This window comes from Streptomyces sp. NPDC017520 (genome assembly GCF_044329855.1).
Classification (GTDB): Bacteria; Actinomycetota; Actinomycetes; order Streptomycetales; family Streptomycetaceae; genus Streptomyces.
The window spans coordinates 246461-267834 of the sequence record NZ_JBIRKB010000005.1; the positions used below are offsets into that span (position 1 = coordinate 246461).

The following is a 21374-nucleotide window of genomic DNA, read 5'->3' on the forward strand; positions in this document are numbered from 1 at the left end:
GACCAGCGACATGGCAGTTCCGGAAGCTGTGCCCGGGTCGAACGGGACAGCGGGCGTCGAGATCACCCGTATGTCGTTCGACGAGTTCCTGGCCGTGGGCCCCCGGGGGCTGTACAAGGCCGACCGCCCCGTGGTGATCAAGCTGCCGGCCGATGTGCAGGGACTCGGACGGGACGAAGTGGCCGCGCGCCTGGCCGAGATGACCGTCACCCTGTTCACCGAGCCGGGCGACAAGAACCACCCGGGGCGCTGGGAGACACGGGACATCAGGCTCCGCGAGTTCTTCGCGGACGAGCAACACCTCACCAGCACGGACACCTGGCACCGGGTGGTATCGAACATCCGCAGCAACCCGGCCGACGTGAACGCCGTCATCGGCTTCGACGCCGAGGAGTTCTTCGGCTACGGCGACAGCCTGTACGCGGCCAACCTGTGGATCAGCCACCGCGGCGTGTTCACCAAGAACCACTTCGACGAGTTCGAGAACTTCAACATCGCGCTCGAGGGCAGCAAGCGGTTCATCATCGCTCCACCGGGCGTTCGGGCCTACTACCCGAGGTCGGTACTGCGTGGCTTCGGCGACAAGTCGAACGTGGTCGACCTCGACGACGTCGACCTGTCGCGCTACCCGAGGCTCGCGGCCAAGCTCGCCCAACGCCGCGACTTCGTCCTCGAACCGGGGCACATGCTCTACCTGCCGCTCGGCTGGTGGCACCAGGCCGAATCGCTGGACGAGCTGAACATCAACGTCAACTTCTGGCTCAAGTCCAAGAAGATCCTCCACCGGCCGCACGTACTCGGCGTCGCCCTGTACACGTACGCCTACCGGAGGCTCAAGGGCGTCTACAGCTACAAGCCCACCGAGGGGAACTCCCGATGAGCGAGCGCAGGACCATCACCCCCACCCACCGGTACCGCAACAACGACAAACTCATCGGGATCGGCAACGCCTTCTGGAACCAGTCCTACGAGAGGGGGGTCGCCGGCATCGTCGGCGACCTGGAGGACGGCGTGTTCCACATGCCCGACGGGCATGAATTCGTCAACTTCACCGTCTGCTCCTACCTGGACCTGGACACCCACCCCAAGGTCATCGACGGCGCGGTCGCCTCGCTGCGCCGCTTCGGGGTGCTCGACCACTGCATCCCGCGCACCCGCGTCCAGACCCCGGTGCTGCTGGAGCTGGAGGAGTCGCTGGGCGAGCTGTTCGGCGCGATGGTCATCAGCGCGCTCTCCACCGCCGCGGCCAGCACCGGTCTGCTTCCGATGATCGCCTCGGGGCACCTGGGCAACGGCACCAGGCCGCTGATGGTCTTCGACAAGAACGCCCACGTCTCCCTGGCCCATGCCAAGCCGAGCTGCGCCGACGAGAGCGAGGTCGTCACCTGCGGCCACCACGACCTCGACTTCATCGAGGACATGTGCCGCACCTACGAACGCGTTTGCTACGTGGTGGACGGCTCGGACAGTCTCGGCGGCTACGCGCCCGTCGAGGAACTGGCCGAACTCCAGGAGAAGTACAACCTCCTGGTCTTCTACGACGACTCGCACTCGCTGTCCGCGTACGGCGAGCGCGGCATCGGCTACGTACGCACCCACGCCCCGGTGCTCGACGAGCGGACCATCACCGTGGCGACCCTGACCAAGGGGTTCGGCGCCGGAGGCACGGCGATCCTGCTCGACGGCTACCCCGAGGAGACGCGCCGGCTCATCGAACGATTCGCGGGCCCGCTGGGCTACTCGCAGAAGATGAACGCCGCCGCGGTCGGTGCGGCACTCGCCTCGGCCGAGATCCACCGCACCGAGGAACTCACCCAGCTCCAGGGGCGCCTGCGGTCCAACATCGCGCTGTTCGACTCGCTCGTCCTGACCGAGCAGGCCGACAGCACCTATCCGATCCGGGTGGTGCCGATGAGCGACGACACGGTCGTCGACGCGGCCAGACAGGTCTTCGCGGCCGGGTTCTACACCTCACCGGTGTTCTTCCCGATCGTCGCACGCGGCACCGCCGGACTGCGGGTCATGCTGCGGGCAGGCCAGAGCGCCGACCAGATCAAACGGCTCTGCACCGCGCTGATCGAGGCCGGGGCGCGCCCGGCGGGCACCACGCTCCCCGGGGCGGTGAACCGGTGACCGGGGCGCCCAGGGCGATTCCGCGCAGCATCCTCTACACGCCGGCCCTGTCGCCGGAGAAGGTGGTGAAGGCCTGGTCGTACGACGCGGACGTCCACCTGATCGACCTGGAGGACTCCGTACCGGCCGCCGACAAGCAGGCCGCCCGCACGGTCTGCCGGGCCGCGCTGGAGAAGACGCCGAGACCCGGACGCGTCGCCGTGCGGATGAACGAGCTCGGCAGCCTCGCGGGGGTCCAGGACGTGTCGATGCTGGCCGAGGGCCCGGTGCGGCCCGGCATCGTCCTGATGACGATGGTGACCTCGGCGGACGAGGTCGACCTGCTGCGCCGGATGCTGGCCTCGGCGGGCGCGTCCCCCGAGATCTACGTGACGGTGGAGACGGTCGAGGCGGTCACCCGCATCGACTCCCTCGCGCGCTCGGCCGACGGCCTGGTGCTCGGCTCGGCCGATCTGGCCGCCACACTCGGTGTCGACATCAGCTGGGAGGCCATGCTGGCCGCGCGGCAGGCGATGGCGATGGCCTGCGCCCGGCACGGCACGGCGTGCGTCGACACCGCCAACTACCGGCTCGCCGAACCGGCGGTCCTCGCCGAGGAGACCACCCGGGCGCGGGCGCTCGGCTTCCACGGCAAGGCGACGGTGCACCCGGGTGAACTCGACGTGATCAACCGCCTCCTGCGGCCCCGGCCCGACGAGCTGGGACAGGCCCGCCGGGTGGTGGAGGCCGTGGCGGCGGCCGACGGCGGGATAGCCGTCCTGGAGGGCAACATGGTCGGCCCGCCGTTCGCCCGGCTGGCCCGCACCACTGTGGCGCGTGAGGACGCCTGGGCGAGCCGGTTCGGCGGAGACGGTGGGACCGCGTGAGCGCCCCGGTGATGGTCCAGGCCGCCGACATGGCCGGCAACCGGCGGATGCTCCGCGTCATCGACGTGCTCGGCGAGATGTTCGTCGACCTGGCCTCCGGCCGCACCCGCTCCCCGGCCCGCACGGTGATCGAGCACGGCGACCGGCGGGTCCTCCTGGTCAGCCCCGCCGTCTGGGAGCGGCGCGCGGTGGGCAGCGTCAAGGTCACCACGCTCACCCCCGGCAACCCGGTACGCGGGCTGCCGCTGATCCACGGGATCGTCGCCCTCACCGACCTGGAGACCGGGCAGATCACCGCGCTCCTGGACGGCGCCGAGCTCACCGCCGTCCGCACCGGCGCCGTCGCCGCTCTGGCGACCCGCTGGTGCACGCCCGACGACGCCGACGACCTGGCGGTGATCGGCGCGGGGGTCCAGGCGCGAGCCCTCTTCCGGGCGGTGACGGCGGTCCGCCCGATCCGTACCGTCCGCGTCCACTCGCGCACGTGCGCCGGGGCCGAGAAGTTCGCCGACTGGATCCGAGAAGCCGCACCACGGCCCGTCCACGTGACGGTCTGCGCCACCGCGAGGGACGCCGTCACCGACGCGGCGATCATCTGTACGGCCACCTCGACCGACGACGGCACCCCCGTGGTGCGGGCGGACTGGGTGACCCCCGGGGCCCATGTGAACGTGATCGGCGGAACCCACCCGGACGCCGTCGAGCTGGCCCCCGCCCTGCTGGCCGACGCCGTGACCGTCGTCGAGGACCGGACCGCGGCGCTGGACGGCGCGGGTGAGATCCGGGCCGCACTGGCCGACGGCCTGATCAAGGCCGAGGACCTGTACGAGCTGGGCGGCCTGGTGAGCGGCGCGGTCGACGTCACCGGCCGGACCACGGTCCTCCGCACGGTCGGCATGGCCATCGAGGACACCGCCGCCGCGGTGGCGCTGTCCGAGGAGCACCGTAGGGCCGAGCAGGGAACCGGCGGCCCGGCCGCCGTTCCGCCGACAGAGGAGGAAGAGCCGGATGGACACGCATGAGGACCTCGGTCCGGGACACGGGCACCCGTGGTTCGGCCGCCACCGGCTGAGGCCCGCCGCGTCCGCGGACGCGATCCGGCAGATGCTGCGGCACGAGCTGCGGGACACCGGCTGGCCGTACCAGAAGGTTCTTCCCGCGGCCCCGCTGGCGATCCCGCGCGCGTCCTACGCCGAGATCTTCCGGGTGAGCGTCGCGCTGGTCGATCTGCTGCGCCGTGCCGCCCTGGAGAGCGGGCACACCACCGCCGACCGGCTGACCGCCTACGAGATGCCCGCCACCGAGGACCGGCTGTGGACGCCCGACCCGTTCGTCGAGGAGCGGTACGCCGACTCCGTGGTCCGCCCGGATCTCGTCATCGGCCCCGACGGGCCGCAGTTCCTGGAGTTCAACGTCAGCGGGGCGCTCGGTGGCGTGGTGGAGACCCAGAGCCGTCTGGCCGTGTGGCGCGCGCTGCACGCCGACGAGGAGGGCCGGACCCCGTTCCGGTCGCCGAGCCCCTTCGCCGTACGCGCCGAGATGTTCCGGTCGCTCAGCGCGGAGTTGGCGGTGGCGCCGCGGGTGGCCGTCGTCGGCAGCGCCCGGGTGACCGGCGTGGAGCGGCGGTACTTCGAGATGGAGGCCGACCACTACAACAGCCACGGCCTGACCGCACGCTTCTTCGAACCGGAGGAGTTGTCGGAGGCGTGGGACTGCGCCCCGCATCTGCGCTATCCGGTCGGACTGCGCAACTTCACCATTCCGGACTGGCTCGACGCGGGCCTCGACACCACTCCGGTCCAGGACGCCCTGGACCACGGTTGCCTGCTGGTGGGCACCCAGACATCGACGTTCCTGCACAGCAAGCTCACCATGGGGCTCCTGTCGGAGGGACGGCCCTGGATGACCGAGGGCGAGCGCGGGCTCATCGCGCGGTACCTGCCGTGGACGCGGATCCTCTCCGAGCGCAGGACCGACCGCGAGGGACAGCAGGTCGACCTGGTGCCGTTCGTCCTGAAGAACCGTGAGCGGCTGGTGCTCAAGGCCGCACTCGGGGAGAGCGGACAACAGGTGACCATCGGCCGCGAAGCCGATCAGGCCGCGTGGGAGTCGGCCGTCGGTGAGGCCGTCCAGGGCCGCACCAGCGTGGTGCAGGAGTTCGTGCGGCCGGAGACCTGCCGGGTCGCGCTGATCGCCGACGGGGTCGACGAGCCGTACGACGCCGATGTCGCCCCGGTGCTGGGGCCCCTGATATTCGGCGGCCGGCCGGCCGGGCTGTTCTGCCGGTTCTTCGGCGACGGTTCCGCCGGGATCGTCAGCGTGCGGGGCGGAACGAGCAGCTCCGACAACGTGATGGTCGCGATCTGACCGCAGCACCGCTCAGCCCGCCCCCGTATCGGCGCCCGCCCGCGCCGCCCCTGATCGAGTGACATCACCGGAGAGATGCCGCATGACCCTGCGTCACGTCAAGGACAACGAGTACGTCGAGGAGCACGGCGGGGACTACGAGGACTTCGAACCGGGCATGGTGATCCGGCACTGGCCGGGCCGTACCCTCTCCGAGGCCGACAACACCTGGCTGACCCTGCTGACGATGAACCAGCACCCGCTCCACTTCGACCAGCACTACGGCGCCGGCGCCGAGTACGGAAGGGTCCTGGTCAACAGCGGCATCACGCTGTGCCTGGTCGGGGGGATGACCGTGCAGGCGCTGTCGGCGCGGGCGGTGGCCAACCTGGGCTGGGACAGGGTCCGGCTGAAGAGCCCCGTCTTCGTCGGCGACACCCTCTACGCGACGAGCCGCATCCTCGACAAGCGGCTGTCCCGGTCCCGGCCGGGGCAGGGCATCATCACGGTGGAGACGACCGGCACCAAGTCGACGGGGGAGACCGTCATCGTCTTCGAGCGGTCCTTCATGGTCCGCTGCCGTGAGCTGCCCGACCCACCGACGGACCAAGGCCCCGAGGGCCCGGCCGCCGCTCCGGAAGGCGGCCCGCCCGCGTAGCGCACGGAACCGCGGGCCCCGTTCGGTTCATGGGCGGCCCCCGCCCGGCCGCCCATGAACGGCGACCCGCGTACCCCGCGGCTACGCTCGAACCATGGAAGACAGCGGAGCCGGCTCCGGGCCGCCCCTGAACGGCGCCGACGCCCAGGACCCTGCCGTACAGGCCCGGCTCGCCGCCCTGGTGGAGGAGTGGTCCGCCGCGATCGTCTCGAACGACGTGCCGCGGATCAGCGCCTTCATGGCGGACGCATGGGTCATCGTCTCCGAGTCCGGCATCACGGACCGGGACGCGTTCCTCGGCTACGTCGCGTCCGGCGACCTGACCCACTCGGCGATGCGGGCCATCAGCCCGTCGCGGGTCCGCGTCCACCAGGACACCGCCACGGTCACCGCGCGGATGACGAACACGGCCCACTACGGTGGCCGCCGCGTCGACGCCGACGAATGGGTCACGGACGTCTTCGTCCGGCGCGACGGCCGTTGGCTGTGCGTGCTCACCCACATCACCTCCGCCGCCCCGACGGACCCTCCGCCCGACGCATGAGCCGGACGCCCGGCTCCGCGCACCGCGGGAAAGGCCTCGGATACCCGGCCGCGGCGGCCGTCTTCGCCATCGGCATGGCCGGCACCACGCTCCCCACACCGCTCTACGGCCTCTACCGGGACCAGCTCGGCTTCTCCGAGCTGATGGTGACCGTCGTGTTCGCCGTCTACGCCCTCGGAGTGATCGCCACCCTGCTGCTGGCCGGGAACGTCTCCGACGAGGCGGGGCGGCGGCCCGTCCTCCTGGCCGCCCTGGGCTTCTCGGCGGCCAGTGCCTTCTGTTTCCTCTTCGAGGGCGGGCTCCCCGCCCTCTTCGCCGGACGTTTGCTCTCGGGGTTCGCCGCCGGACTGCTGAGCGGCGCGGCGACGGTCACCGTGATGGAACTGGCCCCGCCGGGACGCGCGGCCCGGGCGGGGCTGGCCGCGACCGCCGCGAACATGGGCGGCCTGGGGTGCGGCCCGTTGCTGTCCGGGCTGCTCGCCCAGTACGCCCCCTGGCCCCTGCGGCTGCCCTTCGTCGTGCACCTGGCGCTGATCGCCGTGGCCGCCGTACTGACCTGGTTCCTCCCCGAGACGGTCGCCTCCTCCCGGGTACGGGGAGTGCGACTGCGGCCCCAGGGCCTGGCCGTCCCGCCCGCGATGCGCGGCGTGTTCGCCACCTCGGCGCTGGCCGCCTTCGCCGGGTTCTCCCTGCTGGGCCTCTTCACCGCGGTCGCCCCCGCGTTCCTGGCCGAGACGCTCGACGTGCACAACCTGGCCCTGACGGGACTCGTCGTCTTCTCCGTCTTCGTCGCCTCGACGGCCGGGCAGGCGCTCATGGGGCGGGTCGGCGAACGGCGGGCCCTGCCGGGCGGCTGCTTCGTCCTGGTCGGGGGCCTTCTCCTGGTGGGCGCCTCGTTGCTGTTCACCTCGCTTCCCCTGCTCATCGCCGGTGCGCTGGGCGGCGGCCTCGGGCAGGGGCTCGCATTCCGGGGCGCGGTGACGGCGATCAGCGCCGCCGCGCCGGCCGAACACCGGGCCGCGACCGTGTCCGCCTTCTTCGTCATCGCCTACCTGGGCATCTCCCTGCCCGTGGTCGGCGTCGGCGCCCTCACCCTGGGCATCGGACTCAGGAACGCCGGACTGACCTTCGCCGGCTGTGTCCTGGCGCTCGCCCTCGGCGTCGGCCTGTACCTGGCGCGCAGGCCTCCCGCACCCCGCTGACGTACCGACGTACCCCGCCGGCAGCCCTGGCCGACGTACCGGAAAACCCTTGCCGTGACCGCCGACCACGGTGCGAGACTGGCTCCGTGGACACAGCGACGCGCTTCCGGCAGACGGTCGTCTCCTGGGCCGCGGGCGACGCGGACACGCCCGCGCCCGCCGAGGCCGGGGCCGCCCGTGAGCTGGCGGCCGACCTGAGCCTGCGCACCGTGGTGCTCGTCGAGGGCGTCAGCGACCGGGCGGCGGTCGAGGCCCTCGCCGAACGCCAGGGGCGCACCCTGAGCGCCGAGGGCGTCGTGGTCGTGCCGCTCGGGGGCGCCACCAGCATCACCCGCTATCTGCGCCTGCTGGGGCCCGACGGGCTCGACACCCGGCCGGCGGGCCTGTGCGACGCGGCGGAGCAGCGCTTCTTCGTCCAGGGCCTGGAGCGGACCGGCTTCGGCACCGCCCGGACCCCCGACGACCTGGCGGCGCTGGGCTTCTTCACCTGCCACGCCGACCTGGAGGACGAGCTGATCCGGGCGCTCGGCACGGACGGCGTCCAGCAGGTCATCGACGACCAGGGAGACCTGCGGGCCTTCCGGATCTTCCAACGCCAGCCCGCCCAGCGGGAGCGGACGGTCGAGGCGCAGTTGCGGCGTTTCGTGGGGACCATCGGCGGGCGCAAGGAGCACTACGCGCGAGCGCTCACGGAAGCACTGGACCTCGCACGCCTGCCGGAACCGCTGGACGGCCTCCTCTCCCACGTCTGACCGAGGGCGCTGCTGACCGGCTTTCCCGGGGAAACGCCGGAGCCGCGCGGTCGTCGACCGCGCGGCTCCGCAACCGGGCCGGCTCCGCACTCACCCCTCGCGCCGCGACCGCCAGAGCAGCCAGATGAAGTACGGGGCGCCGATCACAGCCGTCAGCAGTCCCACCGGGATCTGCGCCGGCGCGATGACCGCCCGGCCGACCAGGTCCGACACGACCACCAGCAGCGCGCCGAGCAGCGCGCTCACCGGTATCACCCGCACATGACCGCGTCCCACCAGGGCACGTGCCGCGTGCGGGGCGACGAGGCCGACGAATCCGATCACGCCGACCGCCGCCACGGCTCCCGCCGTCAACAGGACGGCCAGGCTCAACAGCGCCAGCCGGGTGGCGCCGATCCGCACACCGAGCAGGGCGGGCGTCTCGTCGTCCAGCCCGATCAGGTCCAGCTCGCGGCGCATCAACGCCAGGACGGGCAGCGCGACGACCAGACCCACGAGCACCGGGATCAGCTCGGGGAACGTCCGCCCGTACGTCGAACCGCCGAGCCAGGCCAGCGCCTTCGTCTCGTTGTGCGGGTCGGTGAGCACGATCAGCAGACTCACGAACGCGCCCGCACCGGCCTGCACGCCGATACCGATGAGCACCAGGCGGTTCTGTTCCAGCCCGCGGCGCGCGGCGAGACCGAACACCAGCGCCGCGGCGGCCGTCGCACCGGCCAGCGCGGAGCCGCCGATCAGCCAGAAGCTCGCCAGCGGTACGACGGTGAGGACGGCGACCGCCCCGACCCCCGCCCCGCTGACGACGCCGAGGACTCCCGGCTCCGCCAGCGGATTGCGCGACACCGCCTGGACGACGGCACCCGCGACGGCCAGCGCCGCACCGGCCAGCAGGGCCGCGGCGACCCGGGGGACCCGCGTGTCGAGGACGTAGCCGACGAACTGCCCCGCCCGGCCGGTGAGCCAGTTGCCCACATCGCCCAGGAGCAGCGTCGCGTCCCCGAAGAGCGTCGCCGCCACCACCGCGCCGAGGAGCCCCACAACCGTCACCACCAGCGTGAGGACGAACGCCCGCCGGCTGCGCAGCCGGGCGAACGCCGTCGAGCCGCTGTCCGTGCCCGTGTCGCGCGACCGGTAGGCCAGGACGACCAGGACGAGCGCGCCGAAGCAGGTCGTGACGATGCCGGTGGGCACCTCGGCCCCCGCCTGGGCGCCGAACACCGCGCGCAGAGCCACGTCCGCGCCGAGCACGACCAGCACACCCGCGAGCGCCGACGCGGGGATGAACGCGTGGTGCCGGACCAGGCCCGGGATCCACGTGCTGAGCAGGCGGACCACGGCGGGCGCGCACAGGCCGACGAAGCCGACCGGCCCCGCGACCGCCACGGACACCGCCGCCAGCAGCACCGCGAGGACGACGGCGGTGCTGCGCGTCAGCCGGGGGCTCACGCCCACGACCGCGGCGCCGTCGTCGCCGAGGGCGAGGATGTCCAGCCGCCTGCCGAGCAGCATCAGTCCGGCGAACGCCAGGAGGGCGACCGGGGCGAGCCGGTCGATGGACTGCATGCCGATCTGGGCGAGCGAACCATTGCCCCAGGCGAACAGCCCGGTCGTCTGCTGGGAGCGCAGGAGCAGCAGCATCCCGCTCAGCCCGGAGAGGGCGAGGGTGAGGGCCGAACCCGCGAGCACCAGCCGGATCGGTCCGGCTCCCGCCCGGGAGAGGCCGAGGACGACGCCGGCCGCCAGCAGCCCGCCGAGGAACGCCGTCGCCCCGGCGGGCAGCGCGGGCAGCGTGATGCCGAACGCGGCGACGGCCACCACCGCGAGGTACGCGCCCGCGTTGACGGCGAGCGTGTCGGGGGAGGCCAGCATGTTGCGCGACACCGACTGGAGGGCCGCGCCCGCCGCACCGAGCGCGCAGCCGACGAGGAGTCCGGCGGCGAGCCGGGGCAGCCGGGAGTCCAGGACGACGGCGGCCGTCTGCTCGTCGGCGCTCCGGTCGGAGGCGGCCCCGATGGCCAGCTGCCAGAGCGTGTGCAGGTCGACGGCGGCGGTGCCCTGGCCCACGTGCACGAACGCGAGTGCGGTCAGCGCGACGGTCCCCGCGATCGCGAGGACAAACATCCGGCCGCGGCGGGCCGTTGGGCCGGCCGCCACCGGGGAACCGGCGCCGGCCTGACCGGCCGCGCCCGCCCCGGTCCTCACGGGGGCGGGCGGGGCGGTTGTGGTGCGTGTGCTCATCGTCAGGCGGTCAGAGCGCCGACGAGGGCGTCGATGTACTCGCGCATCGACGCGGTGGAGCCGAACATCCAGATGCCGTCGGGCAGCCGGTGGACCTCGTCGTTCTTGACGAACGGGAGGGACTTCCACACAGCGTTGTCCTTGAGACCGTCGGCGAACGGGTCGCCTCCGTCGGAGTCGTTGGCGATGTACGCGAACCGCGCGTCGCCGATCTTCGTGAGGCCCTCGACATCGGTCGCCGCCAGGCCGTAGGCCTTGTCACCCTTCAGCTTCCACGGGTCGACGAGGCCGAGTCCGGTGTTCACGTCGGAGAGCAGCGAGCCCTTGACGTACGGGCGCACCGAGACCTGGTTGCCCTCCTGCCAGCCGTCGGCGAAGGCGACCTTCTCGCCGTCGAGACCGGCGTCCGCGAGCTTCTTCTTCCCGTCGGCGACCGCCTTGCGGAAGGAGGCGACCTCGGACTCGGCCTTGTCCTCGTTGCCGGTGGCCTTGCCGATGAGTTCGACGGTGTCGACCATCTGGTCGATCTGCCGGCTCGCGTCGGCCGAGCGCACCACGGCGACCGGGGCGGCCTTGGACAGCTGCGCGATGGCGGAGTCGGACAGGTCGGTGGTGGCGATGATGAGGTCGGGCTCGAGGCCGGCGACGGTGGCGACGCTGGGCTCGCCCCGGGTGCCTATGTCCTTGACGCCCTTGGTGAGCGGCGCGGCCGTGTTGTACGCGGTGTAGCCCTTGACGTCGGCCACGCCGACCGGCTGGACGCCGAGGGTCACGAGCGACTCGACGACGTTCCACTCGGTGCCGACGACGCGCGTCGCCGGCCCGTCGAGCGTGATCTTCTTGCCGCGGGAGTCGGTGATCGTCACCGCGCTGTCCTTGGCTGACTCCTTCTTCGGCGCCTCGGTGGTGCCACAGGCCGTGAGGGCGAGCGCGGCCGCGGCGGCGAGGGCGGGCCACGTCAGGTGCTGGTTCTTCATGAGGGTGTTCAGGGCCTTTCGGAACGAAGGTGGTGGCGGCCGACCGCGCGGGTGCGCGGGATGCCGGTGGAGGAGTCGTGTTCGACGTCGATGCGGATGCCGTACGCGTCGCTGAGCCGCTCGGGGGCGTACACCTCCGCGGGCGTGCCCGCGGCGACGATCCGCCCGGACGAGAGGAGGACGACCTGGTCGGCCACGGCGGCGGCCTGGTCCAGGTCGTGCAGGACGACGCCGACGGTGACGCCGTGGGTGTCGGCGAGGTCGCGGACGAGGTCGAGGATCTCGACCTGGTAGCGCAGGTCGAGATAGGTGGTCGGCTCGTCGAGGAGGAGGACGTCGGTGTCCTGGGCCAGGCAGCAGGCGAACCAGACGCGCTGCAACTGCCCGCCGGACAGGCTCTCCACCCCGCGGTCGGCGAACTCGGCGAGGTTCGTGACGGCCAGCGCGTGTTCGACCATCCGGGCGCCGTCCGGATCGGTGCCCCGGAGCCGGCCCCGGTAGGGGTGCCGGCCAAATCCGACCACGTCGCGCACGCTGAGGCCGGCCGGCGCGTTCCGGCTCTGCGCGAGCAGGGTGACCCGGCGGGCGAAGTCGGAGCGTGACAGGGCGAGGGCGTCGACGGGCGCGGCGTCCTCGGCCCCGGCCGCCACGGTCACACTGCCGGTGCGGGCCTTGTGCAGCCGGGCCACCGCCCGCAACAGGGTGGACTTCCCACTGCCGTTCGGCCCGATGAGCGCGGTGACGCGACCGCGCGGCAGCCGGAGGTCGGCCCCGTGCACGACGTCGGTACGGTCGTACGCGATCGTCATGTCACGGGCGTCGAGTCCGGCATCGGGTTCGGGGGCCGCGAAGGCCGTGGCCGGGCCGGGCTCGGCGCCGGGGGGCGCGGCGGTGGCGCCGGCAGCCGGCGCGGAGCGCCGACGCGGCGGGGGGTCTTCTCGGTCGAGGGCAGGAGCGATCACGGATGTGAGGTTAGCCTAACCTAAATTGCCCTGGTCAAGCGGGATTCGGAATCGTGTCCTCCGTGTGACCCCCGGGTGGTTCGCCCTCCGGCCGCCGGTCGTCGGCCGCCGGTCGCCACTGAGGGGTGGTCGACGCTCCCGGAAGGGTCTGGCGGTCCCGGGTGGCGGTACATTCTGGCCGAAGCGGCGATGTGGCGCATCAATGGACTCGCGCATGTCCGCAGGTCAGGCGGTAGTTCTGTGTTGAACAGCCGAAGTTGGTCCATATGTTGGACGGCTCACGCGGGGCGTCTGAGCTGCCCGAATGACCATTCGGTCGGTTCGAACGTCCGTCCACGGCTGGAAGCTGGCCGTCGACGTGCGCTTACTTTCCGCATGCGTCAGACTCCTGACCGCAATCAAGCACACGACCAAGGAGTCTTCACTCATGCGACGCAACCCTCACGCGATCTTCGCAACTGTCACGGCGGGCACCCTCCTGCTCGGCGGATTCGCGACCGCCACCGCTCAGGCCGCACCGGCGAGGGCGGAGAGCCTCTACGCGCCCTCGGCGCTCGTCCTCACCGTGGCCCGCGGCGAGGACCCGCTGACCGCCGCCGTCGAGCGGGCCGTGACGCTCACCTGCGCCCCCACCGCCGAGGGAACGCACCCCACTCCCGCTGCGGCCTGCAAGGAACTGGCCGCGGTCCAGGGCGAGTTCTCCGAGCTCACCGCCGGCCCGTCGAACCGGACCTGCACCCGCCAGTGGGACCCGGTCGTCGTGACCGCCCACGGTGTCTGGCAGGGCAAGCAGGTCCAGTTCAGCGCCGCCTACGGCAATGCCTGCGAGATGGCGGGCAGCATGAACGACAACGCCGTATTCGCCTTCTGATCCACCGGGGCGTGCCGACGCCGGGATGACGGAGCGCGACTCCGTACCGCCCGACCGCGTCCGGCGACCCGCCCTGCCCGGCGTGCCCCGCACACGCCCCCCGTTCGCGACGACCGGGAGCCACGCGGTCGCCCCAGCCGTTTCCGCCGCGGCCGGCAGCGCCCCCCCGGTCGGTTCGTCCCCGGTGTCGATCGCCCGGATCGTCGCGTCGGTCGAGGCCGGCACCGGCAGGCCGCGGCCCGCCTGGTGAGCCGACCGCCGAGCAGCGGCCTGATCGCGTGTGATGAGCGCCCCGCACAGAGCGGAGGGGGTGACGACGACCCGGCTTTACGCGGCGGGGCAGCGCCCGCTACTTGCCCGCCGCGGATCCGGTGTACGGCAGCAGGGCCATCTCGCGGGCGTTCTTGATGGCCGCGGCCAGCTGCCGCTGCTGCTGGGCGCTGACCCGGGTGACCCGGCGGCTGCGGATCTTCCCGCGGTCGGAGATGAACCTCCGCAGCAGATCGGTGTCCTTGTAATCGATGTACGTGATCCGTGCGGCGTCCAGGGGGTTCGGCCGGTTCTTGAGCGGCTTGCGGGGGTCCTGCTGACGTGCCATGGGGCTTCCTTCGTGCTCGGTGTGCGGTCGGCGGTCGTTCGGGTCGCGGGATACGGCGGTACGGGGGTACGGGGGTACGGGGGTACGGCGGTACGGCGGTACGGGGGTGCGGGGGTACGGCGGTACGGGGGTGCGGGGCGTCAGTGCACCGGGTCGAGGAGCGCGTCGAACGCGGCGGGCAGGTTCTTCCACGTCTCCCGGCCGGAGCCGTACTCCTCGTCCGTGAGCAGGCAGGAGTCCAGCAGACCGGTCAGGCCGTCGCGGTCGAGGCCGGGGGAGACGAAGACCAGGTGCTGGCAGCAGTCGCCGTGCTCCGGGTGCCAGTCCAGGGCGGCGGCCGCCCGTCGGTAGGGCGGCACCATGGACCAGGCGGCATCCGGGAGCGAGGCGAGCCAGGGGCCGGTGTTCTCCACGCAGAGCGCGCCGCCCGCCGCATCCCAGGAGAGCAGGGTGTCGGGCCGGTCCGCGAGCCAGAACCGGCCCCGGCTGCGGGCCGCCGCGCAGCTCAGGTCCTCCAGTGCGTCGAGCAGGCGCTCGGGGTGGAAGGGACGGTGCCGCCGCCAGACGAGCGTGCCCACCCCGGCCTCGTCGGCCTCCTGCGGAAGCAGAGCGCAGGCCGGGTGCTGGCCCGCGTCCGCCGCCTCCACATCGAATCCCGCGAAGGCGAGCCGGGCCAACTCGGCCGATCCGGAGGCGGCCTGGCGGGCCGTCGGGTTCAGCTGCCGGATCAGGGCGCGGTCCTCGTCGTCGGCCGCCGGGCTCGGCACCACGGCCAGTACGGGTGCGTACTCCACCTGCCGGGCCCAGGTGTCGCCGATGGTCCGCCGGTCGGCCGGCGCCGCCGCGAGACCGGCCTCGGCCAGATCGTCGCCGTTGGAGAGGCAGGGCAGGACGAGAGTGGGATCGACCGCCGCGAACACGCCTGTGACCTCGGCGGCGGTGGTGTGCGCGGCGATCACCTCGGCCATGGACTTCGGCTCGACGGAGTCCCAGAGCTCCAGGACGGCGAGGCGGGTCCGTCCGTCCCCCGCGAGGCGTTCGAGTTCGGGGACGAGGTCCTCGCGCAGCGCGCAGCAGGCGCACGCGTTCACCAGCGGGGTCTCGCCGGAATCCAGCTCACCGCCGGAATCCCGCAGGGAGCGACGTACGGTCCCGCCGGTGGCCGTGGACAGGTCGTGGTGCAGCGCGACGCTGTGCGGGACGTCCCGCAGCAGCCCTTCCACCACTTCGCGGCGGGCCTCGGAGTGCAGGCCGCAGACGATGACGACGGGCAGTTTCGTGCGGTGCCCGCTCACCGGGCCTCACCACGTCCGTAGCGGCGCTCGAAGCGCTCGACGCGTCCGGCGGTGTCCAGAACGCGGGCGGTGCCGGTGTAGAAGGGGTGGCTCGCGGAGGAGATCTCCACGTCGACCACCGGGTAGGTGTTGCCGTCCTCCCAGGTGACGGTGCGGTCGCTGGTCATGGTCGAGCGGGTCAGGAACGCGAAGTCGGCGGCCTTGTCGCGAAAGACGACGGGGCCGTAGGAGGGGTGGATTCCGGGCTTCATGAAGGTGTCCTAGGGGTCGGGTCCGGGGCGCGTGCGGGTGAGCGGTGGGGTCTCTGGGGCCTCAGCGCTCCTCGCGGAAGTCGACGTGGCGCCGGGCGACCGGGTCGTACTTGCGCAGCACCATCCGATCGGGGTCGTTCCGCCGGTTCTTGCGGGTGACGTAGGTGTAGCCGGTCCCCGCGGTGGAGCGGAGCTTGATGACCGGGCGCACTTCGTTGCGAGCCATGGGCGCTACTATATGGCAATGGTTTCCATTTTCAATAATGGATGCGTCGAAGGAGAGGCAGGTAACCTCATGTCCGCCCACTGTCAACTGACCGGCTCGAAGCCGGGATTCGGCAACAACATCTCCCACTCGCACCGCCGGACGTCCCGTCGGTTCGACCCGAATATCCAGCGCAAGCGGTACTGGCTGCCCGGCGAGGGCCGCTATGTGCGCCTCACGCTGAGTGCTCGTGCCATCAAGACCGTCGACAGCATCGGCATCGAGGCCGCGGTCGCGCGCATCCGTGCGCTGGGCGGGAAGGTCTGATGGCGAAGAAGAGCAAGATCGCGCGGAACGACCGGCGCCGGGAAACCGTCGACCGCTACGCCGCCCGCAGGGCCGAACTGAAGGAGATCATCCGCCGGCCGGGTACGCCGGAGCGCGAACGCAGCGCGGCCGTAGAGGAGTTGCGGCGTCAGCCGCGCGACGCCAGTGCCACGCGGGTGCGCAACCGTGACAGCGTCGACGGCAGGCCCCGGGGGTACCTGCGCAGGTTCGGGCTCTCCCGGGTCCGGATGCGTGAGCAGGCCCACGCGGGGTTCCTGCCGGGGGTGACCAAGTCCTCCTGGTGAAGGCGGTCTGAGCGCCAGGAACGGGTGGTGGTAGGGCGGTTGCGCCGCGCCACCACTCGTTACGCGTCTCTCAGCGGCCGACCGTGTCGGCGTGCGCCCCGTCCCCGGGGGTCAGCAGGGCGAGGTGGCCGCCGTCGTTCAGGGGGGTCGGGACGGTCAGGGTCGTGAGCAGCTCCGCCCGGTCCGCGTCGAATACGTGGACCTCGCCATGGCCTCCCCGGCTGACCGCGACCAGGCCCCCGCCGGGCGACGCGGCGACGGCCCGCCGCTGCACGCCGTCCCAGGGGGTCCCGCCGGGCCGGGGCGCGCCGGACATGGCGGGCAGGGGCAGGCGCGCGGCGACCTCCGGGCGGGCTCCGGCGACCGGGGGCGCGGTGAGCAGGACGAGTTCGTCGCCGTCCGGGTGGACGCGGGTGTACGCGATGTGGCGGGCGGTCACCGCGAGCCGGAAGACCAGTCCGGGGCCCAGGTCCAGCCGGCCCGTGACGCCGGTGTCGAGGTGGTGCCACCAGGCGTCGTTGGACCAGTCCGGCCACTGCCCGGGGTCGCCCGGACCGTCGCGCACGCAGGACCAGAGCGTCCGCCGCACGGGGTCGAGCCGCAGGTAGTAACCGCGCCCGCCGGAGCGCCCGTCGGCGGACCAGGGCAGGGGAGCCTCGCCGACGAGGCCGTCCCCCTCCCGCCGTGCGCGATGCACCCCCGACCCCGCGGCGGCGAACACCCGGCCGGTGAGCGGGTCGTGGGCGTCGCCGTGTCCGTCGTCGTCCGGCAGGGCGATCCGCCGGACCGGGGTCGCCGGAGGGCATGCGGGGGCCGAACGCATCAGGTCGCCGTGTCGGTGGACCAGCAGCTCGCCCGGCTCCCGGTGGCGCAGCACCACGAGCGAGGGCGCCCCGCCGAGGACCGTGACCCCCGGCTCGCCCGTCCGCCCGCGTACGCGTACGGCGACGGCGCCGTCCGGTGCGTCGAGGTCGACGGCGGTCAGAAGCCCCGTCCAGGCCTCCTCGTTGCGGCCGAGGCCGGTGGTCACCGCGAGGTGCCGTCCGCTCGGGTCCGCCGCCAGGTGTTCGGCGGGGACCGCGACCGGTATGCGCCGCCGGACCAGTGGCCGGCCGGCGCCGGGGCCGTAGGGGTCGAGGACCAGCAGCTCGCCCGCCCGGTCGTCCACGCAGGCGGTGAGGCCGTCCGGCAGTGCGAGGAACCCCGCGTGCTCGGCGAGGTGCCGGTGGTTCAGCTCGGCACGCTCCGTGCCGTCCGGGAGGTCCAACAGGCTGATGCGGCCCGCGACATGGTCGGAGACCAGCAGGCGCGGGGGCGCGTGGGGCGCGGGGTGCGGGGACTGCGGCATGGCGAACTCCTGCGGTCGGCGGGGTCGTGGGGGCGGCGGTGGCCGGTGGGTTCCGGCGAGGGCCGGGTGAGGGCCCCGGCCACTGTATTGGAAATGATAATCATGTGTAAGGTTTCGGTTCGTGGCGGGGATCGCTCCCGGGGCTCCGCCGCCTGCTCTGCCGCATCCCCGGGACCGCACAGGAACGTTGAGGGACCGTCGATGCCACGAACCGCGCTGAGAGTCCGCCGCTGGGCGGCGATCGCCGTACTGGGAGGCCTGCTGGCCGGCTGCGGGACCGGGGAGACCGACACCGGAGGGCCGGCCGCCGCTCCGGGGAACGGGGCCGGCGCCCGCACGAGCACGGACGTGCGGCCCATCGAGGCCGCCACCCGGATCACCGACGCCAAGGGCGTCAGCGTCTCCCTGTCGAAGCCGCCCGAGAAGATCGTCTGCCTGGTCGCCCTCTGCGACGACATCCTCGTCGAGCTGGGTATGACCCCGACCGCCACCAACTCCCAGGTGCTGGCGCACCCGAAGTTCCTGGGCGAGAAGAAGGCCGCGGAGATACCGGTGGTGCCCGGCGGCTTCCTCAGCCCCGAGGTCGAGGCGATCCTGTCCCACCGTCCCGACCTGGTGATCGGCCTGGAGGACACGCACGGCAAGCTGGCCCCCGCGCTGAAGGGCGCCACGACGTTCTGGCCGGTCCAGCCCGGATCCTGGCAGGACAGCGTCGGCTACCTGCGGGACCTGGCCGCGCTCACCGGCCGCACCGAGCAGGGCGAGACGGCGGAGAAGACCTTCCGCACCCGCCTGGCGCAGGCGGAGAAGGAGAAGAGCGACCAGACCGCGCTGATCGTCTACGGCAGCGACGAGAACTTCGGCGTGGCCACCCCGGAGTCCGACGTGGCGGCCGGGCTGTTCCCGAAGATCTCCCACTACCCCTGGAAGAGCCGGGGCGTCGACGGCAGTTACAGCCTGGAGGAGATCCTCGCCCGGGACGTCGACGTCCTGTTCGTGGAGACCCTGTCGTTCGGCGCCCCGGACGGCAAGCTCTCCGACAAGCTGGCGAAGAACCCCCTCTGGTCACGCATCCCCGCCGTGAAGAACGGCAAGGTCATCGAGGTCGACTCCGAGGTGTGGGCCAAGGGGCGCGGCACCCGCTCCCTGGGCGTCGTCCTCGACGAGGCGACGGCCGCACTGCGGTGAGGCGCCCGCCCGTGGCGCCGCTCTGCCTGGGCGCGGCGGCCCTGGCGGGCGCGGTCTGCGCGCTCAGCCTCGGCACGCCGTACGTCCCGCCCGCCAGGCTCCCGGCCACGCTGGGGGCCGACGGGCTCGCGGGGCTCGTCGTCACCGAACTGCGGCTGCCCCGCATGGTGCTGGCGCTGATCGCCGGGGCCTGCCTGGGCGCGGCCGGCCTCGTTCTCCAGGAGGCCCTGCGCAATCCGCTGGCCGTGCCCGAGATGCTGGGAGTCTCCTCCGGGGCCGCGCTGGGCGTCGCCGCACCGCTGGTCCTGGCCCTGGCCGTCCCCCTCGGACTGCAACCGTTCCTCGCCCTGGCCGGGGCGGCGCTCGGCGGTCTGCTCACCCTGGTCGCCGCCGGATTCGGGCGGAGCCCCTCGGCCGTCCTGCTGACCGGAGCCGCCGTCGCGGCCGCGCTCCAGGCGGCACTGCTGGTGCTCATGGTGATGGCCGACCAGCTCGACCTCCAGCTCATCTACCGCTATCTGCTGGGCAGTCTGTCCGCCCGCACCTGGGACGACGTCACCGGCCTGCTGCCCTGGCTCGCCGTGGCCGTCCCGGCGCTGGTGCTGTGCGTGCCGGTGCTCGGTGTGCTGCGCCTCGGCGACGACGACGCCCGCGCGCTGGGCGTGCGCGTCGAACGCGCGCGGGTCGCCGCGCTGGGCATCGCCGTCGTCCTCATCGCCCCCGTCGTCGCGGTCTGCGGACCGGTGGCCTGGGTCGGCTTCCTCGCCCCCCACCTCGCCCGCCGGCTCCGCCCGGACGGCGGCGCGGCCGGGTGGCTCGTCCGGTCCGCCGTGTGCGGCGCGATCGTCGTGCTGTGCGCCGATCAACCGGCCCGGCTGGCGCTCGCCCCGGTCGAGACCCCCGTCGGCGCGTGGACCGCCCTGGTCGGGGTGCCGGTCGGGGTCGTGCTGCTGAAGCGGGGGAGACGGCCCGACCGGGACCGGGGGCCCGTGCTCGCGTCCCTGCCGGGGACTCCGCGGGACCTCTCCGCTCCCGTCCTGCGGAAGGCGGAACGATGACACTCATCGACACCGTGCCCGGACCGTCCCGCCGGGTCCTGCGCGCACCGGGCGTCCGGATGGGCGGCCTGGTGCTGCTCGTCGCCGCGATGGCCTGCGCCGATCTGTTCGCCGGCCGGGGCGTCACCCCCGAAGGCGTCCGGGCCGTGCTGCTCGGCGGCGGTGACGACCCCACCGCCGAGCACATCGTGCTCCAACTGCGGTTGCCCCGGCTGCTGGTGGCGCTGGTCGCCGGGGCGTGCCTGGGGGTGGCCGGGCTCGTGCTCCAGTCGGCCCTGCGCAACCCGCTGGCCGGGCCCGAGGTCACCGGCGTCACTCCCGGTGCGGTGCTCGGGGCGGTCGCCGCGACCGGCCTCGGTCTCGCGGGCTGGGAATCCCCCACGGCCGTGGTCGTGGCGGCCTGCCTCGGCGGCTTCGCCGGGGCGGGGCTGCTGTGGCTGCTCGCCGGGCGGGACCGGGGCGACCCGGAGCAGACAGCCGTGTACGGGGTCCTCGTGTCGGCGGTGCTGGCCGGGCTCACGGCGGTCGTCCTTCTGGTGGCCCCCGGCGAACTCGGCAGCGTCGTCCAGTGGTTGATCGGTTCCACCGAGGGCCGGGTGTGGCAGCACTGGAATCTGCTCTGGCCGTGGGCCGCCTTCTGGGGCGCGGCGGCCTGGCTGCTCGCCGGGCCGCTGACCCTGTTGCGCTGCGGCGACGAACAGGCCTCTGCCGCGGGCCTGGCCACCGGCCGGGGCCGGGGGGCGGCGCTGGTGTGCGCCGTCGCGCTGACGGCCGGTGCCGTGTCGGCCGTGGGGGCGCTCGGCTTCGTGGGGCTGCTGGTGCCCCATCTGGCGCTGGCGGTCTTCGGGGCCGATCTGCGCATCACCCTTCCGGGTGCCGCGCTGCTCGGCGCGGCGGTGGTGTGCGGGGCGGACGCCGCCGCCCAGCTGCTGTCCCGGCTGCTGGCCACCGCGCTGGAAGCGGACCGGCTGACCCTTCCGGTCGGCGCCCTGACCACCTTCGTGGGGGCGGGGCTGCTGATGGTGGTGGCGCGACGACGGGCGGACGAGCGATGACGGAGAGCGGTACGCGGACGGGGTGCGTCGATGGCGGTATCGGTGCGGGCGTCGGCGTCGGCGTCGGCGTCGGCGTGGGCAACTACGCCGACGCCGACGGAAGTGGAGGACAGCGGATGAGGAGGGTGACATGCCGGAAGGCCTGACCGGACAAGTGGAGCCAAGCCCGGTGGAGGCGGCCGGGCCGGAAGCGGA

General features: G+C 73.0%; 24 protein-coding genes. 16 read left to right on the plus strand and 8 right to left on the minus strand.

The genetic code is table 11. From position 1 onward, the window contains the following. The first annotated feature begins 10 nt into the window (after positions 1–10). The 9 genes from ACH4KB_RS14410 to ACH4KB_RS14450 all read left to right on the plus strand — a co-directional run bounded on the left by ACH4KB_RS14410 (position 11) and on the right by ACH4KB_RS14450 (position 8501). Positions 11–880 (plus strand): cupin-like domain-containing protein, encoded by an 870-nt coding sequence (locus ACH4KB_RS14410; protein WP_398066274.1) that lies wholly within the window; start codon positions 11–13, stop codon positions 878–880. Further along, positions 877–2133, plus strand: coding sequence for an aminotransferase class I/II-fold pyridoxal phosphate-dependent enzyme (locus ACH4KB_RS14415; protein ID WP_398066275.1), 1257 nt, complete (start codon positions 877–879; stop codon positions 2131–2133). The genes ACH4KB_RS14410 and ACH4KB_RS14415 overlap by 4 nt, the downstream gene beginning before the upstream one ends. Beyond that, positions 2130–2999, plus strand: coding sequence for an HpcH/HpaI aldolase/citrate lyase family protein (locus ACH4KB_RS14420; protein ID WP_398066276.1), 870 nt, complete (start codon positions 2130–2132; stop codon positions 2997–2999). The genes ACH4KB_RS14415 and ACH4KB_RS14420 overlap by 4 nt, the downstream gene beginning before the upstream one ends. Beyond that, entirely contained in the window at positions 2996–4021 is a 1026-nt protein-coding gene (locus tag ACH4KB_RS14425) for an ornithine cyclodeaminase family protein (RefSeq protein ID WP_398066277.1), read from the plus strand. Before ACH4KB_RS14420 ends, ACH4KB_RS14425 begins: the two co-directional genes overlap by 4 nt. Further along, the gene (locus ACH4KB_RS14430; protein ID WP_398066278.1) at positions 4008–5366 is read left to right on the plus strand and encodes a hypothetical protein; all 1359 of its coding nucleotides are present in this window, start codon (positions 4008–4010) and stop codon (positions 5364–5366) included. The genes ACH4KB_RS14425 and ACH4KB_RS14430 overlap by 14 nt, the downstream gene beginning before the upstream one ends. 82 nt (positions 5367–5448) lie before the next feature. Next, complete coding sequence (locus tag ACH4KB_RS14435) at positions 5449–6003, plus strand: MaoC family dehydratase (RefSeq protein WP_398066279.1); 555 nt, start codon at positions 5449–5451, stop codon at positions 6001–6003. Positions 6004–6097: 94 nt separating this feature from the next. Next, entirely contained in the window at positions 6098–6547 is a 450-nt protein-coding gene (locus tag ACH4KB_RS14440) for a nuclear transport factor 2 family protein (RefSeq protein ID WP_398066280.1), read from the plus strand. Then, positions 6544–7749, plus strand: a complete 1206-nt coding sequence (locus ACH4KB_RS14445; RefSeq protein WP_398066281.1) for an MFS transporter — start codon at positions 6544–6546, stop codon at positions 7747–7749. The genes ACH4KB_RS14440 and ACH4KB_RS14445 overlap by 4 nt, the downstream gene beginning before the upstream one ends. An 86-nt stretch (positions 7750–7835) precedes the next feature. Beyond that, complete coding sequence (locus ACH4KB_RS14450) at positions 7836–8501, plus strand: TOPRIM nucleotidyl transferase/hydrolase domain-containing protein (protein WP_398066282.1); 666 nt, start codon at positions 7836–7838, stop codon at positions 8499–8501. A gap of 90 nt (positions 8502–8591) precedes the next feature. On the opposite strand, the gene ACH4KB_RS14455 is transcribed toward ACH4KB_RS14450, so the two are convergent. Genes ACH4KB_RS14455 through ACH4KB_RS14465 form a run of 3 tightly spaced genes read right to left on the minus strand, consistent with a single transcriptional unit; the run spans position 8592 to position 12678 of the window. Continuing rightward, complete coding sequence (locus ACH4KB_RS14455) at positions 8592–10739, minus strand: iron ABC transporter permease (protein ID WP_398066283.1); 2148 nt, start codon at positions 10737–10739, stop codon at positions 8592–8594. A gap of 2 nt (positions 10740–10741) precedes the next feature. Next, positions 10742–11716 carry an ABC transporter substrate-binding protein gene (locus tag ACH4KB_RS14460; protein WP_398066284.1) on the minus strand — a complete coding sequence of 325 codons (975 nt, stop codon included), beginning with the start codon at positions 11714–11716 and terminating at the stop codon, positions 10742–10744. Positions 11717–11724: 8 nt separating this feature from the next. Further along, a complete protein-coding gene (locus ACH4KB_RS14465; RefSeq protein ID WP_398066285.1) occupies positions 11725–12678 on the minus strand; it encodes an ABC transporter ATP-binding protein in 954 nt (317 codons plus the stop codon). Between the two features lie 427 nt (positions 12679–13105). Here ACH4KB_RS14465 and ACH4KB_RS14470 point away from each other — a divergent pair, with 427 nt between their 5' ends. After that, positions 13106–13549: a subtilase-type protease inhibitor gene (locus ACH4KB_RS14470; protein ID WP_398066286.1), complete on the plus strand. Its 444-nt coding sequence runs from the start codon at positions 13106–13108 to the stop codon at positions 13547–13549. A 349-nt stretch (positions 13550–13898) separates the two neighbouring features. Here ACH4KB_RS14470 and rpsR read toward each other — a convergent pair whose 3' ends face one another. The 4 genes from rpsR to rpmG form a co-directional block, all read right to left on the minus strand. After that, the gene (gene rpsR, locus ACH4KB_RS14475; RefSeq protein ID WP_398066287.1) at positions 13899–14147 is read right to left on the minus strand and encodes a 30S ribosomal protein S18; all 249 of its coding nucleotides are present in this window, start codon (positions 14145–14147) and stop codon (positions 13899–13901) included. Positions 14148–14287: 140 nt separating this feature from the next. Further along, a complete protein-coding gene (locus ACH4KB_RS14480) occupies positions 14288–15442 on the minus strand; it encodes a CobW family GTP-binding protein (RefSeq protein WP_398066288.1) in 1155 nt (384 codons plus the stop codon). Further along, positions 15439–15693, minus strand: coding sequence for a type B 50S ribosomal protein L31 (locus ACH4KB_RS14485; RefSeq protein WP_006129269.1), 255 nt, complete (start codon positions 15691–15693; stop codon positions 15439–15441). The genes ACH4KB_RS14480 and ACH4KB_RS14485 overlap by 4 nt, the downstream gene beginning before the upstream one ends. A gap of 61 nt (positions 15694–15754) precedes the next feature. Further along, positions 15755–15919, minus strand: a complete 165-nt coding sequence (rpmG, locus tag ACH4KB_RS14490; RefSeq protein ID WP_003964410.1) for a 50S ribosomal protein L33 — start codon at positions 15917–15919, stop codon at positions 15755–15757. Between the two features lie 69 nt (positions 15920–15988). Between rpmG and rpmB the strand changes: the two genes are divergently transcribed. Together rpmB and rpsN are read left to right on the plus strand one after the other, a co-directional pair. Beyond that, positions 15989–16225 (plus strand): 50S ribosomal protein L28, encoded by a 237-nt coding sequence (rpmB, locus tag ACH4KB_RS14495; RefSeq protein WP_398066289.1) that lies wholly within the window; start codon positions 15989–15991, stop codon positions 16223–16225. Next, entirely contained in the window at positions 16225–16530 is a 306-nt protein-coding gene (gene rpsN / locus ACH4KB_RS14500) for a 30S ribosomal protein S14 (RefSeq protein ID WP_398066290.1), read from the plus strand. The genes rpmB and rpsN overlap by 1 nt, the downstream gene beginning before the upstream one ends. 70 nt (positions 16531–16600) lie before the next feature. Here the strand turns inward: rpsN and ACH4KB_RS14505 are convergent, their stop codons facing one another. After that, positions 16601–17878: a hypothetical protein gene (locus tag ACH4KB_RS14505; RefSeq protein ID WP_398066291.1), complete on the minus strand. Its 1278-nt coding sequence runs from the start codon at positions 17876–17878 to the stop codon at positions 16601–16603. A gap of 201 nt (positions 17879–18079) precedes the next feature. Here ACH4KB_RS14505 and ACH4KB_RS14510 point away from each other — a divergent pair, with 201 nt between their 5' ends. From ACH4KB_RS14510 to ACH4KB_RS14525, 4 genes are read left to right on the plus strand one after another with little or no spacing between them, the layout of a single operon-like run. Continuing rightward, the gene (locus ACH4KB_RS14510; RefSeq protein WP_398066292.1) at positions 18080–19066 is read left to right on the plus strand and encodes an ABC transporter substrate-binding protein; all 987 of its coding nucleotides are present in this window, start codon (positions 18080–18082) and stop codon (positions 19064–19066) included. Further along, the gene (locus ACH4KB_RS14515) at positions 19063–20124 is read left to right on the plus strand and encodes a FecCD family ABC transporter permease (protein ID WP_398066293.1); all 1062 of its coding nucleotides are present in this window, start codon (positions 19063–19065) and stop codon (positions 20122–20124) included. The genes ACH4KB_RS14510 and ACH4KB_RS14515 overlap by 4 nt, the downstream gene beginning before the upstream one ends. Continuing rightward, positions 20121–21179 carry a FecCD family ABC transporter permease gene (locus ACH4KB_RS14520; RefSeq protein WP_398066294.1) on the plus strand — a complete coding sequence of 353 codons (1059 nt, stop codon included), beginning with the start codon at positions 20121–20123 and terminating at the stop codon, positions 21177–21179. Before ACH4KB_RS14515 ends, ACH4KB_RS14520 begins: the two co-directional genes overlap by 4 nt. After that, positions 21176–21325 carry a hypothetical protein gene (locus ACH4KB_RS14525; RefSeq protein ID WP_398066295.1) on the plus strand — a complete coding sequence of 50 codons (150 nt, stop codon included), beginning with the start codon at positions 21176–21178 and terminating at the stop codon, positions 21323–21325. The genes ACH4KB_RS14520 and ACH4KB_RS14525 overlap by 4 nt, the downstream gene beginning before the upstream one ends. Positions 21326–21374: the final 49 nt, after the last annotated feature.